Origin of the sequence: Polymorphospora sp. NPDC050346 (genome assembly GCF_040655695.1) — a bacterium.
Taxonomy (GTDB): domain Bacteria; phylum Actinomycetota; class Actinomycetes; order Mycobacteriales; family Micromonosporaceae; genus Polymorphospora; species Polymorphospora lycopeni.
In genome coordinates this window covers 408,036-424,695 of record NZ_JBFAKM010000001.1, presented here as the reverse complement: position 1 = coordinate 424,695, position 16,660 = coordinate 408,036, and the positions used below count along the sequence as shown (strand labels likewise).

At 72.7% G+C, this 16,660-nt stretch carries 11 protein-coding genes; 9 read left to right on the top strand and 2 right to left on the bottom strand.

Annotated features, from left to right (window positions below; genetic code table 11):
* The first annotated feature begins 108 nt into the window (after positions 1-108).
* On the top strand, positions 109-1,164 hold the full coding sequence (locus AB0I42_RS01715; RefSeq protein ID WP_357533172.1) for a glycosyltransferase family 4 protein: 1,056 nt from the start codon (positions 109-111) through the stop codon (positions 1,162-1,164).
* 60 nt (positions 1,165-1,224) lie between these two features.
* Here the strand turns inward: AB0I42_RS01715 and AB0I42_RS01710 are convergent, their stop codons facing one another.
* A complete protein-coding gene (locus tag AB0I42_RS01710) occupies positions 1,225-3,831 on the bottom strand; it encodes a CHAT domain-containing protein (protein WP_357533169.1) in 2,607 nt (868 codons plus the stop codon).
* A 183-nt stretch (positions 3,832-4,014) separates the two neighbouring features.
* Between AB0I42_RS01710 and AB0I42_RS01705 the strand changes: the two genes are divergently transcribed.
* The 7 genes from AB0I42_RS01705 to AB0I42_RS01675 all read left to right on the top strand — a co-directional run bounded on the left by AB0I42_RS01705 (position 4,015) and on the right by AB0I42_RS01675 (position 14,125).
* Positions 4,015-5,361, top strand: coding sequence for a S8/S53 family peptidase (locus AB0I42_RS01705; protein ID WP_357533167.1), 1,347 nt, complete (start codon positions 4,015-4,017; stop codon positions 5,359-5,361).
* Between the two features lie 31 nt (positions 5,362-5,392).
* On the top strand, positions 5,393-6,160 hold the full coding sequence (locus AB0I42_RS01700; protein WP_357533166.1) for a sigma-70 family RNA polymerase sigma factor: 768 nt from the start codon (positions 5,393-5,395) through the stop codon (positions 6,158-6,160).
* Entirely contained in the window at positions 6,135-6,608 is a 474-nt protein-coding gene (locus AB0I42_RS01695; RefSeq protein ID WP_357533164.1) for a hypothetical protein, read from the top strand. Before AB0I42_RS01700 ends, AB0I42_RS01695 begins: the two co-directional genes overlap by 26 nt.
* Positions 6,609-7,519: 911 nt before the next feature.
* Entirely contained in the window at positions 7,520-10,210 is a 2,691-nt protein-coding gene (locus tag AB0I42_RS01690; RefSeq protein WP_357533162.1) for a sugar-binding protein, read from the top strand.
* 204 nt (positions 10,211-10,414) lie between these two features.
* Entirely contained in the window at positions 10,415-10,933 is a 519-nt protein-coding gene (locus AB0I42_RS01685) for a hypothetical protein (RefSeq protein WP_357533161.1), read from the top strand.
* A 142-nt stretch (positions 10,934-11,075) separates the two neighbouring features.
* A complete protein-coding gene (locus AB0I42_RS01680) occupies positions 11,076-12,398 on the top strand; it encodes an ABC transporter ATP-binding protein (protein WP_357533159.1) in 1,323 nt (440 codons plus the stop codon).
* Positions 12,399-12,595: 197 nt separating this feature from the next.
* On the top strand, positions 12,596-14,125 hold the full coding sequence (locus tag AB0I42_RS01675; RefSeq protein WP_357533439.1) for a cellulose binding domain-containing protein: 1,530 nt from the start codon (positions 12,596-12,598) through the stop codon (positions 14,123-14,125).
* A gap of 57 nt (positions 14,126-14,182) precedes the next feature.
* Here AB0I42_RS01675 and AB0I42_RS01670 read toward each other — a convergent pair whose 3' ends face one another.
* A complete protein-coding gene (locus AB0I42_RS01670) occupies positions 14,183-15,637 on the bottom strand; it encodes a serine/threonine-protein kinase (RefSeq protein ID WP_357533158.1) in 1,455 nt (484 codons plus the stop codon).
* Positions 15,638-15,811: 174 nt separating this feature from the next.
* On the opposite strand from AB0I42_RS01670, the gene AB0I42_RS01665 reads away from it, so the two are divergent.
* Positions 15,812-16,648 (top strand): patatin-like phospholipase family protein, encoded by an 837-nt coding sequence (locus tag AB0I42_RS01665; protein WP_357533156.1) that lies wholly within the window; start codon positions 15,812-15,814, stop codon positions 16,646-16,648.
* Positions 16,649-16,660 lie beyond the last annotated feature (12 nt).

The following is a 16,660-nucleotide window of genomic DNA, read 5'->3' as shown; positions in this document are numbered from 1 at the left end:
GCTCATCTCGTCAATACCGGCGCGTCATTTCCGGCCACGAGGGGGCTGCGGACGGTGACCCAGATTCCAGTCACATCGGCGGTAGGGCAGCGGCCGCTCAGGATCGCGATGGTGGTGCCACCGTGGTACGAGCTGCCGCCGCCCGGCTACGGCGGCCTGGAACAGGTGGTCTCGGCGCTGGTCGACGGCCTGGCCGCCCTGGGACACGACGTGACGCTCTTCGGTGCCGGAAGCGGGACCGGTACGGCCGCCGAGTTCGTCGGCACCGACCAGTTGCAGAACTCCCGGCTCGGCCAGGCCCTGCCCGAGTTGGCCCATGTCGCCCGGACCAACCGGATGATCGCCGACGGCGACTTCGACATCGTGCACGACCACACGACCATCGGCCCGCTGGCGGCGTCCCGCCGGGAGACACCGACGGTGGCGACGGTGCACGGGGCACCCGTCGGCGAACTCGCCGACATCCTCAAGGGCGTCGACCCGCAGGTCGCCCTGGTCGCGATCTCGCACTCGCAGCGCCGGATCAGCGCCAACCTGCCCTGGGTGGCGACCGTGCACAACGCGATGGCCGGCAGCGGCGTCAGCAAACCGGCACCCAGCGACGGGCCGGTGGTCTGGCTGGCCCGGTTCTCCGCCGACAAGGGGCCCGACCTCGCGATCGAGGCGGCCCGGGAGGTCGGCCTGCCGCTGGTGCTCGCCGGCAAGTGCACCGAGCCGGGCGAGGTGCAGTACCTCGCCGAGGTGATCGAGCCGATGCTCGGCCCCGACGTGACGCTGTTGCGCAACCCGGACCGGGAGACGTGTGCGTCGCTGCTGCTCGAGGCCCGTTGCCTGATCATGCCGATCCGCTGGTCGGAGCCGTTCGGAATGGTCATGCTGGAGGCGATGTCGGCCGGTACGCCGGTGGTCGCGCTGAACCGGGGGGCCGTACCGGAGCTGATCCGGCACGGCGAGACCGGGTTCGTGCACGACGATCCGGCCGAACTGCCGCAGTCGCTGCGGGATGTTCTCGCACTTGACCCGGCCGCGTGCGTGGAGCACGTCCGGACCGAGTTCGGCGCCGACCGGATGGCCCGCGCCTACGAGCGCGTCTACCGGCGCTGGGTCTCCAACGACCGCTCGGCTCCGGCGGAACGGGAGATGGCGGCGTACTCGACGACCTGACCGACCGCCGGCCGCGCGGCCTCGCGCGTCGGCGGCGCTGCTCCGCGCCGGCCGGTGCCGTCAGCCGGCGCCGAAGCAGACGAAGGCGGCGGCGGTGGCGTGCTCCGCACCCGTCGGGCCGAACGCCGCCTGGGCGCCGGCGAGCGCGACGGCCGGCGGGGCGCCGGCCCGCATCCGCCGGTGCAGGTCGAGCATCAGCGCGGTGGTGAGATCCGCCGGTACGGGCAGCACGGCGGCGATCAGCGTACGGGTGCCCAGCGCCAGCAGCACCGAACTGAAGCCCATCACCTCGTCACCGGGCCGGACCGCGGACAGGCCGGCGTCGCAGGCCGAGAGCACCACGCAGCCGGGCGGGCTGACCAGCCGTTCCAGCTCGTAGGCGGTGAGCGGGCCGTCGGCCAGTTCCAATGTGGAGAACAGCGGGTTGTCGGCCCGGAACCGGCCGTGGGCGGCGATGTGGGCCAGCCCGGCACCGTTCAGCGCGGCGGTGACCGCCTCCGCGGTGGCGGCCGTACCGGCGAACAGCCGGGCGCCGGGCCGGACCCGGGCGAGGTGGCGTACCTCGGTCCGGGCCGCGGGCAGCCGCGGCCCGGCGGCCAGGACGGTCGGGCCGTCGGGGGACGGCCGTTCGGCGGCGCGCAACCAGGCGGTGGCCGAGGGGGTGACGGTCACCGGCCGGCCGGCGCAGGTGGGCAAACCCGACCACGGTACGGCGTGCAGCCCGCCGACCGGTGCGATCACCAGTGGGCGGTCGCGGAGGTGCGGGCGCAGCGGGCCGAATAGCTGCTCGTCGAGGGCGTGGGCGGCGTGCCCGGCGCCGGTGCGGGCGGCGGCCGAGTCACCGGTGGTGACCAGCCGGCGCAGCCCGAACCGGTGGGCGGCGGCGTGCCGCAGCGCGTCGGCGAGCGGGCCGAGATCGTGCAGGGTGGCCCGGCCGTCGCGGAGCAGCACCGCCCGCAGCCGGTCGCCGTGGGCGACCAGTTCGAGCAGTACGGCGGTGCCGAGCACCCCGGCCAGCCGGCGGATCCCGGGCGGGGTCACCAGGGTGCCGCCGCCGTCCGCGCCCCGGGCCAGCTCGCGGATGCGCTGTTCGAGCCGGGCCTGGTGGCGGCGCAGGCCGTGCACCGGACGGTCGGCGAGGAGGGCGTCCTCCAGGGCGGTGCTGACCAGCCGCAGTTCGGCCAGGGTGGCGGCCAGTTCGGGGTCCTGCGGCGGCAGCACGGGACGCATCCGCAGTGCGTTGGCCCGCCAGCGTTCCGCCCAGGCCAGCACCCGGGCCGGCGCACCGGAGCGGACCGCGATGTCGAGTCCTTCGGCGGCCAGTTCCCGCCCGTACGTGCCGCTGTGCGCCCGCAGTTCGGTGGTGCCGAGCGACGCCCGGTAGCCGTCGAGCACCGCCAGCCCGCGCCGCAGGGCCCGGCCGGCGCCCCGTACGTCGTCGGCGAGCCGGCGCGCGAGGGCGAGCGCGTACCAGCCCTGGGCCCGGTGTGAGGCGGTGCCGCGGTGGCGGGCCCGGGCGGCTGCCGCCAGCAGTTCGGCGGCCCGCCCGGTGCGACCGAGTTCGGTGGCCAGCCGGGCGGCCTCGATCCGGGTGGTCAGGGCCGGATCGGGCCAGCCGGTCGCGTCGAGCCGGCCGGCCGTACGCACCATCGCGCCGAGCAGCGCCGGCGAGCGGGTGCCGCGGGAGAACTCGGCCCGCAGTTCGACATGCCTGGCGAAGGCGGCCCAGGTGCGGCGGCCCTGGCGCTGGAACCGGGTTCTGGCCTGGCCGGCGGTCGCGGTGGCGGTGTCCAGGTCGCCGGCGAGCAGGGCGGCCCGGGCCCGGGCGAGCAGTGCCTCGGCGAGGTCGGAGGACATGCCCCGGCGGCGGAGCTGGTCGACGGCGGCGCCGGCCACCTCGACCGCCTCGTCGACCAGCGGCACCGACAGCAGCAACTCGAAGCGGTCGAGCAGCAGGGCCGGGCGGGGTACGGCGAGCCGGTGGTATTCCTGTTCGACGGCGGCGAAACAGCGCAGGGCACCGGCCACGTCACCGCGCTGGCCGGCGGCGATGCCGCTGTTCCAGCGGGCGTCGGCGGCGGCCAGGTCGAGGCCGAGCCGCTGGAAGATCGTGGCGGACCGGTCGAGGTCGTCGTCGGCGCCCCGGCTGGTGCCCCGGTGCGAGTTGAGCAGTCCGCGGTTGTTGCGGGCCCGGGCCTCCAGCAGCAGGTCGCCCTCGCGCTGGGCGATGTCGACCGCGAGGCCGTAGTCGCGGACCGCCTCGTCGAACCGGCCCCGGTAGTGCAGGACCACGCCGCGCTGCATCCGGGCCCGGCCGGCGTCGGCGCCGGTCAGCCGGGGGAGTGCGGCGGTCACCTCGCGCAGGGCGGCGGCGGTGTGGCCGGCGTTGGCCAGCACGTAGCCGAGGCTCATCCGGGCCAGCGCGCGGGTGCGCGGCGAGCCGGTGGCCCGTACCGCGCGGCGTAGGTGGCGCAGTGCGCCGGGCAGGTCGTTGAGTTCCCGCAGGGCCAGGCCGATGGCCCGTTCGGCCGTCGAACGCTCGTCGCCGGTCGGGTCGCCGGTGGTGAGCACCCGGTTGGCGATGGTGATCGCCTCGCGGGGGTAGCGCTGCACGGCGTCGAGCGCGCGCTGGGCCGTAACCGCACCGGTGCCGGTGAATTCGGCCATGCCAAGAGAATCGCCGAAGATTGATCTACAGTCAATATCTTCAATGTCTGAAGAATGCTGTTTATCGTTCGGTGGAGGATTGCTCTATTGACTGGAAACTATTGGTCTGAATAGAGTCCAGGACTGGCGAGCGTCCCCTCGACTGCTGCCGGCCTGCGCTCTTTCCCACCCTCAGGAGGACCGGTGCCGCCTGACAATCCCGCCGTGCCGTGCCCGGGCAGCCGGATTTCGCGGCGCCGACTGCTCGGCATTCCGGTCCTGGCCGCCGCCGCGGTGCCGCTCGGCGCCGCACCCGCCGTCGCCGGTCCGTCCCCCGGTGCCGGCCCCCGGTCGGGTGCGGGACTCGCCGCCGACCAGGCCGACCAGGCATACCAGCAACTGTTCCGGACGGCCGTCGCCGCTGATCCGGCCGTACGGCTGCACACCGTTCCGGGCCGGGAGTTCAGCTACCGGCCCCGGCAACTGCTCGTCGCCCCCGCCGACAAGGCGCGGGTCGTCGCCAGGCTGCGGACGTACGGTCACAACGTCACCGAGAACGCCGGATTCGCCGGGGTGGCCCGGCTGCTGGTCGAGTCCACCGCCGACATCCCGTCGCTGGTGACCAGACTGCGGGACCAGCAGCAGTGGCAGGGGCAGCCGGTCCCGCGCGTGCAACCGCACCACGTCGCGGTCGGATTCGGCAACATCATGGGCAACCCCGGCGGGCCGCCCCGCGCCACCGGCGCCCTGCCGGCCCCGGACCCGGCCCGCCTCGGTGAGGGCGCCGGAGTGACGGTGGGTGTCTGCGACACCGGCATCTGGCGCCTCGCCGGCAGCCGCCATCCACAGTGGCTCGGCGGCCGCTACCTGCCCGAGACCGACGACGAGGACCTGCTCTACAGCCACCTCGACGTGCTCGCGCCGCAGGGCGGCCACGGCACCTTCGTGGCCGGGGTGATCCGGCAGGCCGCGCCCGGTGTGCGGTTCGACCCGGAGGCCGCGCTGAACGCCACCGGGGTCGGCGACGAGGAGATGCTGGTCGGCGCGCTGGGCCGGCTCGACCCGGCGACCTCGGTCGTCAACCTGTCGCTCGGCTACTACACACAGGACGACCTCGCCCCGCTCCCGCTCGCCAACGCGCTCGCCGCGTTGCCGTCCCGTACCGCCGTCGTGGCGGCGGCCGGCAACGCCGGCACCGCCCGGCGGTCCTGGCCGGCGGCGTTCGACCGGGTGGTGGCCGTGAGCGCGGTCGACGTGACCGGGACCGGATACCTGCCCGCGCCGTACAGCGGCTTCGGTCCCTGGGTCGACGCGTGCGCGGTGGGCGAGCACACCAGCACGTACGTCGACGGCCGGCTGCAGATGCCGGGCCAGCCGACCCGCTGGTTCCACGGCTTCGCGGCCTGGGCCGGCACCTCCTTCGCCGCCGCCCACGTGTCCGGGCGACTCACCGCCCTGATGACCGCCACCGGACTGGACGCCGAAGCGGCCCGCGCGCTGCTGCTGTCCGGCCCGCGCTGGCACCCCGACTACGGCGTGCTGGTCGGATGAGCCGTTCCGCCACGCGTTGCGCGGTGTGCCGGTGACCGGCGGTGCGCCGTCCGGTCCGGAGACCGGCGGCGGACCGTGCCGCCAGCAGGGCGCACCGACCGGTCCGGCCCCCGACGCGGCGACCGCCCCGACGGGCTTCGCGGCGGCGGCCGACCACGGGGCGTCGGACGCGCCGGCCGGTCCGGCCGGGCTGATCGCGGCGGCGTCCACCGGCGACGAACTGGCCTGGGCCGAACTGGTCCGGCGCTACACCCCGCTGGTGCTTTCGGTGATCCGCTCCTACGGGCTGAACCGTACCGACGCGGCCGACGTGAACCAGACCGTGTGGCTTCGCCTGGTGGAGCAACTCGACCGGCTGCGGGAGCCGAGGGCCCTGGCCGCCTGGTTGGCGACGACCTGCCGGCGCGAGTGCTACCGGCTGGTCCGCATCGGCCGGCGCACCCAGCCCTTCGACCCGTACGACGACGCCGGGCACGCACCCGGTTCGCTGCTGGTCGACGCGGCGAGCCCGGACGAGGACCTGCTGCGCGCCGAACGGCACCAGGCGCTGCGGGAAGCGTTCGCTCAACTTCCGCCACGGTGCCAGAAACTGCTGTCGCTGCTCGCCGCCGACCCGCCGGCCAGCTACCGGCAGGTCGGCGAACGGCTCGGCATGCCGATCGGAAGCGTCGGCCCGACCCAGGGCCGATGCCTGCGCAAACTGCGGAGTTGCCCGGCCCTCGTGTCGTTCCTCGCGACGGGCCCCGACACCGAGCCGACCGGAGGTGAGCGCGATGCAGCCGTGGCTGCCGAATGCTGACGACAGCCTGCTCGCGGAGCTTGGTGCGGCACTGCGCGATCCCGGGCCGGTGCCCGAGGAGTTCCTGACCGCCGCCCTGGCGGCGTTCGCCTGGCGGACCGTCGACACCGACCTGGCGATCGCCGAACTCACCTTCGACTCGGCGTGCGATCCGGCGCCGGCCGGCCCGGTCCGGTCGGCGGGAACCGCCCGCTCCGCCCGTACCCTGGCCTTCCGCACCGGGCCGGTCAGCGTCGAACTCGAGGTCACCGGTGCCGGGATCGTCGGTCAGCTCACCCCGGCCAGCGGTGGCCTGATCACCGCTCGCACCCCGGACGGTCGCTACGACGAGAGCCCGATCGACCAGGTCGGCTTCTTCTCGCTGGGACCGCCGCCGGCCGGACCGGTCCAGCTCTGGGCGCGCACCGGCGGCCGTACGCTCGCGACCGCCTGGGTCAGCCTGCGCTGAGGCCGTGCCGGCCGGCGGGCGACCCGTCCGTGGTGGAGCAGGCCGTGGGTCCCGTCACGGCCTGCTCCGTACACCGGCCACCCGGCGCGTCTCCCCACCGATGTCGGCGGGTGGATATCAGTACGGAGGGCGATCGAGGCGGCGGGATACCTCGGCCGTGGCCGGGCATCGTCAGATGGCGAAAGCAGCGGCGAACGGGGCGTAGCCGCCGGGCAGGTGATTCCCCGCCCTCGCCGGCCGCGCCGGGCGTTCAGGTCAACGCGTGGCGGGCAGCCCAGCTGAATCCACTTTGGACGGCAGTGGGGCGGCCGGGACCACCGGGTGGTTGCTCGACCTCACGGCTCGGTGGGCGGGTGGGTGGCACCCTTTCTTCTTACGGCGAAGAAAAAGAGTCGTCAAGTAACGAGATGGTCTCGGTGTGTGGGGTCGTGTCGGCCGCGCTGGGCGGGTGCCGATGAGTTTGAATGTTCTCCCAGGTCATAGTGGTGTTGACGGTCCCATTGGACGGTCCACAGGGGGTGCGCGCGTTGCTACCGCGCCGCTCGCGTCCGGCTGGTAGGTCCTGCGGTCGGGGTACTTTGTTTCTTCGGGGAGGTAAGAAAGTCCCCGAGAACTATTGACGAGGAAGCGACAAGATCCTTAGCGTTACCGACCGAAGGCCTTCCGGTGGTAAGGAACCTTCCCTGCCACCGCTCCGTACCCGCTCGGTCATCCCCGCTGAGCGCGCGTCGTCGTGCCGTCGCCGCGGCGCGGCCGACCCGTAACCGTCAGTGAGACCGGATGTCGGTCTTCTGCCGGTTGCTAACCATCCAGCATGGCTGGGCGCGAAAGAAGCATCCGAGAGCCCCGGCCCGGACCCCCCGAACGTCCCCCCGGGACGCAGCACCCTGTTCCAGATAAGAGGTATGCCCATGAGGTGGCGCACCACCGCCGTGATCGCCATGTGCGGTCTGCTCACACTGAGCCTGGCCCAGCCGGTTCAGGCGAACCCAAGCAAGGATGCCGTCGACCTGGACGTCATGTTCATCGGCGCGCACCCCGACGACGAAGCCGGCCAGCTCGGCATGTTGGGGTACTGGAACGAATTCCACAACATGAAAGCCGGTGTCATCACCACGACCCGCGGCGAGGGCGGCGGCAACGCCACCGGCCTGGAGGAGGGGCCGGAACTCGGCATCCTGCGCGAGGCCGAGGAGCGTCGCGCGGTCGGCTGGGCCGGTATCGAACACATCTACAACCTGGACGCGCTCGACTTCTACTACACCGCGAGCGCACCGCTGACCGAGCAGGTCTGGAACTACGAGAGCAGCCTGTCCCGGATCGTGCGGGTGCTGCGCACCACCCGGCCCGAGGTCATCATCACGATGAACCCCTCGGCCACCCAGGGCAACCACGGCAACCACCAGGAAGCGGCGATGCTCGCCGTGGAGGCCTTCTACGCCGCGGCCAACCCGGCGGCCTTCCCGGAGCAGATCACCGAGGAGAAGCTCAAGCCGTGGCGGGTCTCCCGGATCTTCCAGTCCGGCGGTAGCGGGTCGAGCAGCACCGGCCCCGCCTGCGAGACGACCTTCACCCCGGCGCGGCCCGACAACGTCATCTTCGGCACCTGGCAGGGCTACGAGTCGGCGCGGCACGCCGGCACCCGGTGGAACCAGGTCACCGCCTGGGCCCGCCGCGAGTACGTCTCCCAGGGCTGGGGCGGCGGGGCCGACCCGACATCCAACCCCGCCAACATCAACTGCAACCGGCTGACCCTGATCGACAGCCGCACCCCGTACCCGGCCCCGAACGTCGGCGCCGGCACTGCGGCGCTGCAGGGTGCCACCCTCCGGGCCCCGGGCGGGCTGCCGCTCGGCACCGAGGTGCACGTCCAGCCCGAGCAGTGGGAGGTGCTCGCCGGCGTACCGTTCAAGGTGAAGACCGTGGTCCGCGCCGGGCAGGCGATCGCGGGCGGCAACGTCTCCGTCACCGCGCCGGAGGGCTGGACCGTCCGCGGCAGCGGCAGCCTCGGCTGGATCGGCCCGAACAAGGACATCGAGGCGACCTTCACCGTCACCCCGCCCCAGAACCTGACGGCGGGCACCAGGTTCCGGCTGGACGCCACGTTGACCAGCAAGAACGACGGCACCGGAACCAACAGTGCCCTCGTACAGGCGGCGGCACCGGTGCGGGGCACCCTCGAGCCCCTGCCCGAGGTCGGCAACTTCCGGGAGTGGACCCAGCGGCTCAAGGTGCAGACGCTCGACGCGCTCATCGAGTCGATCCTGAGTATCCCCAGCGGCGGCACCCGCGACGTCCGGGTCGACCTCACGAACCACAGCCACGAGGTCCAGGCGGGCACGGTCAAGCTGCAGGTACCGGCCGGATTCACGGTGGCCCAGCAGGACCTTCCCTACAGCGGTCTCCAGCCCGGCACCAAGGGCGCGGTGACGTTCACGGTGACGAACAGCGACGCGTCGCTGCCCACCGCCAACCGGGCGCCGAACAACGGCGCCTACCCGGTGCAGATCGTGACGAGTCACAACAGTGGCAGTGCCACCGAACCGGGGGTGTTCAACCTCGTGCCGGTCACCGCCATCCCGAAGGCGACCAGCGCCCCGGTGGTCGACGGCACGGCCGGCCCGGGTGAGTACACCGGCGAGGTCATCGACATCTCGACCCGCTGGGAGGGTACCGCCGCGCCGGCGGCGGACATCTCCGGCACCGCGCAGCTGACCTTCACCCACGACGCCCTGTACGCGCTGTTCTCCATCACCGATGACGTACTCGGCACCGTCCTGCCCGCCGAGGACTGCAAGCGTCCGCGGCGCAACGACAACATCGAGTTCGGTATCGACCCGCGCGGCGACTCGGCCAACACCTCCACGGTGTTCAACGTCGCGCTCTTCCCGATCACCAAGGACCCGGCCAACGGCAACCCGCCGTGCTTCGCCCGGGAACGGGACAACCACCAGGGCCCCGGCCCGGAGACGGCGCCCGGCATGCAGGTGGCGTCCGTTGTCACCACCGACCCGTACGTCGGATACCGGATCGAGGTCAAGATCCCGTTCAGCGTGCTGCCGGACACGATCGACCCGAGCCGGATGGGCATGAACATCCTGGTCAACGACTCCGACACGCAGGACCTGACCGCGCAGACCCGGGTGGGCTGGTCGACCTGGAGCGGGGTGCGTGCCGACCCGTACCGCTGGGGCGTGGCGACGCTGGACGGACTGGCGAACCAGCCGTCGGCGCCGAAGGCTCCGATCATGCCCGACACCGCCGCGATGAGCGTCAACTCGCCGCAGACCATCCTGCAGTCGAGCATGGACAAGGTCGCGCCGGGCGGCTGGCCGGCGCTTCCCAAGAACACGATCACGGTGCCGAAGCTGCTCACGTCGGACGAGGCGGTCACGCTGCGGCTGCGCGCCAAGGCTGCCGGTACCGCCAACGTGTACGTGTGGGACGGCAGCAAGGTTCTGGCCCAGAAGACGGTCGAGGTGACCGGCAACAACCTGGACCTGGTCCTGCCGCTGGCCGCGCCGTTGCCGGCCGGTTCGACCCTGCTCGTCTCCTACGAACGGGACGGCGCCACCACCGGTGTCGCCTACGTCCTGAGCTGACCGCGGAAACCTGATGGGCCGGACGATGTCCGGCCCATCAGGGCGTCCGGACCCGGTCCGCGACGACGGAACCGTGACCCGTCGGTGGTGGACTTCGGCCGGATCACCGGATGCGGGGTGGCACGATCCGGGGATCAAGGCCGAGGTGGCGAGCCGTAGCGTGTTCGGCAGACAAGCCATTGAGGCGTCACGGAGGGAACGACGATGAGCGACTACTCGACCAGCATCGATGTTGACGGCGACGGCACCTGGGACGAGCACACCGTCCACGAGCAGGCCGACGGCAGCGTGGAGCTGCACGCGGACATGAACGGTGACGGCCGGGTCGACTTCATCGGCCACGACTACGACGCCGACGGCCTGGTCGACGCCAGCGAGTACGACCGCAACCACGACGGCGTCTTCGAGACCCAGATGCGTGACACCGACGGTGACGGCTGGCAGGACGAGGAGATCGCCGACCGTAACGGCGACGGCGCCGTCGACCTCGCCGGCACCGACTACAACGAGGACGGGACGCTGGAGAACGTCGTCCTCGACAACGACTTCAACGGGCTGATCGACACCTTCGTCCAGGACACCGACCTCGACGGCCGCCAGGACACCATCGGCTTCGACTTCAACGAGGACGGCAACACCGACGCGGTGGTGCAGCACCCGAACGTGACCGAGTACGTCGACCCGGTCCAGTACCCGAACGTCAACCCGCTGCTGTCGAACTGACCCGGGGCGTACCGACGGTGGTTTGTCGATGACGGTGGGTCGGCCCGGTGCCGGCCCACCGTCGTACGTACCGAGGTTTTGCCAGCCAGACCCTGGCGTACGCCCGTCCCAGCGCTGACGATTGGGGCGGGAGGTGATCGCCTTGGTCGCCATCGCCACCGACCGGTTGACGAAGATCTTCGACGACGGCACCGTCGCCGTCGACGACGTGACCATCGACGTGCGGTCCGGGGAGTTCGTGGTCCTGCTCGGACCGACCGGGTGCGGCAAGTCGACGGTGCTCCGGCTGGTGGCCGGCCTGGAGCGGCCCACCTCGGGCGAGGTCCGGTTCGACGGCCGGGTGGTCGACGACATCGAGGCCGGCGACCGGGGCGTCGCCCTGGTACGTCAGGACCACGCCCTCTACCCGCACCTGACGGTGGCGCAGAACATCGGCTTCCCGCTGCGCTCGGGCAGCGACGCCGGTCCGGAGGTGACCGGCCGGATCGCCGAGCTGGCCGGGCAGTTGGGCATCACCGACGTGCTGCACCGGCTGCCCGGAAACCTGTCCGGCGGCCAGCGGCAGCGGGTCGCGATCGCCCGGGCGCTGGCCCGTCGCCCGGCGGCGTTCCTGCTCGACGAGCCGCTGTCCCACCTGGACGCCGGAATGCGCGCCGACCTGCGTGCCGACCTGACCGCGCTGGCCCGGCGCAACGGGACGACCACGATCTACGTGACCCACGACCAGGTCGAGGCGATGTCGATGGCGGACCGGGTCGCGGTGCTGCGCCGGGGGGTGCTGCAGCAGATCGGCCCGCCGTCGCAGGTGTACGGCGACCCGGCGACCGTCTTCGTCGCCGCCTTCCTCGGCAGCCCGCGCCCCAACCTCTTCCAGTGCGCCGTATACGCCGGCGACGGCCGGGTCGTCCTCGACCTGGGTACGCAGGTGATCGACTTTCCGGCCGACGATCCGCGCGGCGCGGTCCTCGCCGCCCGGCACACCGAGCGGGCGACGGTGGCCCTGCGGGCGGACGCCCTGCGCCCGGCCCCGGCCGACGCCGAAGGGCCGGTGCTGCACGGTGTCGTACGGGTGGTGGAGAACCTGGGGCACGAGGCGCTGGTGCACCTGGAGACCGGCGGCGTGCCGACCTCGGCGGCCGAGTCGAGGCTGGAACTGCCGGATTCCGTACGGCCGCTGTCCGGGCTGCTGGCCGAGCCGGAGCGGCCGGCGCGGGGCGGGCGGTGGTCGGGGCTGGGGCGCCTCATCCCGCGCCAGCGCGGCGGCGGGCGGCCGACGGCACGGACCCGCTACGGGTTCTATCCCGTCTACGACCCGGAGTTGCCCGACGACGAGTCGGCCGCCGGTGACCTGGTGGTCCGGGTGCCGGTGCCGGCGACGCCCCGGACGGGTGAGCGGATGACGGTGTCGGTCGACCTGGACCGGCTGCTGCTCTTCGACCGCGCCGGCGACCGTATCCGGCTCTGACCGCCGCTGGCCGGCACCGACCCGGGCGACGAGCGGACCGCCCTGCCGGTATGGCGCACTTCAGGCAAATTTCAGGGACGTCGTCGGGCTCCGCCCTGGACATTAACAGTTAACAGTCCTAATAATTGGCCAACTGTTCGACAGCGGCCGATGCCGCGCCGGGTTGGGAGGGACTGGTGATGAGACGCTCCAGGTCGTTGTTGCTCGCCGTGGTGTCGGCGTTGGCCGTGAGTGCGGGGGCGGTGTGGGTGGCGGGGCCGGCCCTCGCCGCCGGCCCGTCCGCGACGTTCGTCAAGACGTCGGACTGGGGTTCCGGCTGGGAGGGGAAGTACACGGTCACGAACGGCGGGGCGACCGCCCTGTCGTCGTGGGCGGTGGCCTTCACCCTGCCCTCGGGTTCCTCGGTCGGTTCGTTCTGGGACGCCGACATGACCCGGTCGGGTCAGCGGTTCACGTTCCGGAACCGCTCGTGGAACGGCAGCCTGGCGCCGGGGGCGTCGGTGTCGTTCGGGTTCATCGCCACCGGTTCGGGATCACCGGCGGACTGCACGCTGAACGGCGCGGCCTGCGGCGGCGGCACCCCGCCCACCACGCCGCCACCGACGACCCCGCCACCGACGACCCCGCCCCCGACCACGCCGCCGCCCACCACGCCACCCCCGACCACGCCACCGCCGACCACCCCGCCGCCGAACTCCGGGCTGCCGAAGCGGGCGCTCATCGGCTACCTGCACAGCAGCTTCGCCAACGGCTCCGGCTACGTGCGGATGGCCGACGTACCGGCCTCCTGGGACATCATCAACCTGGCGTTCGGCGAGCCGACCTCGGTCACCTCCGGTGACATCCGATTCCAGCTCTGCCCGGTCGCCGAGTGCCCGAACGTCGAGACCGAGGCGCAGTTCATCGCCGCGATCCGGGCCAAGCAGCAGCAGGGCAAGAAGGTGCTGATCTCGATCGGCGGCCAGAACGGGCAGGTGCAGCTCACCACCACCGCCGCCCGGGACCGGTTCGTCAGCTCGGTCGCCGCGATCATCGACCGGTACGGCCTCGACGGCCTCGACATCGACTTCGAGGGCCACTCGCTGTCGCTGAACACCGGCGACACCGACTTCAAGAACCCGACCACCCCGGTCATCGTCAACCTGATCTCCGCGGTCCGGTCGCTGAAGCAGCGGTACGGCAGCCGCTTCATCCTCACCATGGCGCCGGAGACGTTCTTCGTGCAGCTCGGTTACCAGTACTACGGATCGGGGCCGTGGGGCGGCCAGGACCCGCGGGCCGGTGCCTACCTGCCGGTGATCCACGCGCTGCGCAACGACATCACCGTCCTGCACGTGCAGGACTACAACTCCGGTCCGATCATGGGACTGGACAACCAGTACCACACGATGGGCGGCGCGCTCTTCCACATCGCCATGACCGACATGCTGCTCGCCGGGTTCCCGGTGGCCGGCAACACCAACAACGTCTTCCCGCCGCTGCGCGAGGACCAGGTGGCGTTCGGCACCCCGTCGTCGACCTCGGCCGGCAACGGCTACACCGCCCCGGCGGCCGTCCAGCAGGCCGTCACCTGCCTGGTACGGGGCACCAACTGCGCCGGCTACACGCCGCGCAGCGGCACCAACCCCAACTTCCGGGGCCTGATGACCTGGTCGATCAACTGGGACCGCTTCTACGGCTGGGAGTTCCAGAACTCGCACCGGCCATTCCTCAACGGGCTGTCGTAACACCCGTACGGGACGCAAGGGGGCGCGGATTCCGCGCCCCCTTCGCCGTCTGCCGGGTCAGACCGGCGGTGCCGATCCGGCGGTGGCGAGCCGGTCGAGCCCGGCGCGCAGCGCGCTGGCGTACTCGGGGGTGATCGCCCCCTCGTCGACCCGTAGCGCGATCTTGCTGCGCATGTGCTCGACCGGCCCGCCGACGTCGACCGGTCCCCGGGCCGCCGCGTTCCGCAGGTTGCGCAGCAGGTTCTGCAGGTCGAGCCCGGCGTCGTCGCGGATCGCGCCGGCCGCCAGCCCGGCGGTGACGATCTGGTCGAGATCGGCCACCGCCTCCGGCACGCTCGGGCCGGCGGTTCCGCCCGGCCCGGGCGTACCGGTCGGCGGAAGCCCGGTCGGCGGCCCTCCGGTCGGTGTCCCGCCGGGAGTGGGGCGGCCGGTCGGTCCTGGACCGGGCGACGGTCCACCGGTCGCCGGACCGTCGGGCGGCACGGCGTCCGGCGAGAACAGCGACGTCGGCCGGGCGGTGCCCGGTAGGCCGTCGGCCGACGGCGGCCGGTGGTCGTCCCGGGGCCAGGTGAACGCCAGTACGACCGCCGCGAGCGCCGCGACCGACGCGGCGGCCAGCACGGCGAGCCGCAGCGGCACGGCGCGCGCGGACGGCGCGGCCGGCTCCGCGACGGGGGGTTCGGGCGTGAGCTGCGCGCGCAGCACGAGCCCCACCTGGTGGGCGGTGGGCCGGTCGCGCGGGTCGCGGGCCAGGCAGTTCAGGCAGACGTCGGCCACCGCCGGAGGCAGTCCCTCCACACCGGACAGGGGCGGTGGTTCGGCGTCCGGCCTGCTGCGGGCCAGGTCCTCCCAGGTGTTGGCCGGGAACGGCACCCGGCCGGTCAGCGTCTCGTAGAGCAGGACCCCCAGCGAGTAGGTGTCGGTGGCCGGCTGGGCCGGGGTGCCGTCGAGCCGCTCCGGCGCGACGTACGCCGGCGTGCCGAACGTCTCGCCGTCGGCGTCCTCGTCGGGCGCGCCGACGTGCGTGGCGATGCCGAAGTCGAGCACCTTCGCACCGGTCGCGGTCATCATGATGTTGGCAGGGGTGACGTCGCGGTGGACGATGCCGAGCCGGTGCGCGGCGGCCAGCGCCTCGGCGACCTGGGCGCACACCTCGACCGCCTCGGGCCACGGCAGCGGGCCCTCGGTGAGCCGGGACTCCAGTTCCTCGCCGGAGAGCAGTTCCATCACGACGAAGGCGGTGACGGTGCCGTCGGGCGCGACCGTCTCGCCGTAGTCGTGGACCGACGTGACGTGGGGGTGTACGAGTTGCGCGGCGGCCCGGGCCTCCTCACGGACCATGCCGCGGAACCGGGCGTCGGCGGCCAGTTCCTCCGCGAGCACCTTGAGCGCGACGACCCGGTCGAGCAGTTCGTCGCGGGCGCGCCAGATGACGGACATCCCGCCCGCACCGATGCGGTCGATGAGGCGGTATCGGCGGGCGAGCAGACCGCCGGGGTGGAGCGAAGACATGTGGGCACCTGTCCGGGGTGGGGGGCGGTATCAGGCTGCGGGACGGAAAACACTCTGTCAACGGCTTGTAACGCATCGGTGCGAATCGTTTGAAACATGTCGCTCTCGGGCAACTCCGGGTAAGTGGCCGGCGGTGCGGGACGGACCCGAAGCCGGTCGTGCCAGGATGAGGCCATGGTCAACGGTCCGGTGGGGTTCGTGCTCGGTGGCGGCGGCGTGCTCGGCGCCGTCGAGGTGGGCATGCTGCGCGCCCTGTTCCGCGCCGGCTACCGCCCCGACATCGTCGTCGGCACCTCGATCGGCGCCGTCAACGGCGCCCTGGTCGCGGCCGACCCGACCGAGGCGGTCACCGAACGGCTCGTACGCCTGTGGGCCAGCCCCGAGGCGAGCGAGGTGTACGGCGACTCGGTAGCCCGGCAAGTGCGCCGGTTCGCCGCCCGTACCCACCTGCACTCGCCCCGGCCGCTGCGCAAGCTGCTGGAGAGCGCACTCGGCGCGGAAACCACGATCGAGGAGCTGAAGGTGCCGTTCCGGTGCTGCGCGGCGAGCATCGAACGCGCCGCCGAGCACTGGTTCGACCGTGGCCGGCTGGTCGACGCCGTACTGGCCTCGGCGAGCGTGCCGGGGCTGCTGCCGCCGGCCGAGATCGACGGCGAGCACTTCGTCGACGGCGGCATCGTCAACTCCATCCCGATCGGCGCGGCCGTCGACGCCGGCGCGAAACTGATCTTCGTACTCCAGGTCGGTCGGGTCGAGCGGCCACTGACCCCGCCGCGGCGGCCCTGGGAGGTGGCGCAGGTCGCCTTCGAGATCGCCCGGCGGCACCGCTTCGCCCGCGAGATGGCCGCCCTGCCCGACGGCGTCGAGGTGCACGTCCTGCCGACCGGCGGCGGGGAGTCCCGCGACGACACCCCCTGGGCCTACCGGGACATGGCCGCCGTCGGGCGGCGGATCAGCCGCGCCTACACCGCCTCCCGCCGCTACCTGTCGACCAACGTGGCGGACCGATGACCACGGCGACAC

Excerpts from the sequence above, each read along its gene's own strand:
- AB0I42_RS01690 (WP_357533162.1), top strand. The coding sequence starts at position 7,520 with ATGAGGTGGCGCACCACCGCCGTGATCGCCATGTGCGGTCTGCTCACA.
- AB0I42_RS01715 (WP_357533172.1), top strand. The coding sequence starts at position 109 with ATGGTGGTGCCACCGTGGTACGAGCTGCCGCCGCCCGGCTACGGCGGC.
- AB0I42_RS01665 (WP_357533156.1), top strand. The coding sequence starts at position 15,812 with ATGGTCAACGGTCCGGTGGGGTTCGTGCTCGGTGGCGGCGGCGTGCTC.
- AB0I42_RS01695 (WP_357533164.1), top strand. The coding sequence starts at position 6,135 with ATGCAGCCGTGGCTGCCGAATGCTGACGACAGCCTGCTCGCGGAGCTT.
- AB0I42_RS01685 (WP_357533161.1), top strand. The coding sequence starts at position 10,415 with ATGAGCGACTACTCGACCAGCATCGATGTTGACGGCGACGGCACCTGG.
- AB0I42_RS01670 (WP_357533158.1), bottom strand. The coding sequence starts at position 15,637 with ATGTCTTCGCTCCACCCCGGCGGTCTGCTCGCCCGCCGATACCGCCTC.
- AB0I42_RS01710 (WP_357533169.1), bottom strand. The coding sequence starts at position 3,831 with ATGGCCGAATTCACCGGCACCGGTGCGGTTACGGCCCAGCGCGCGCTC.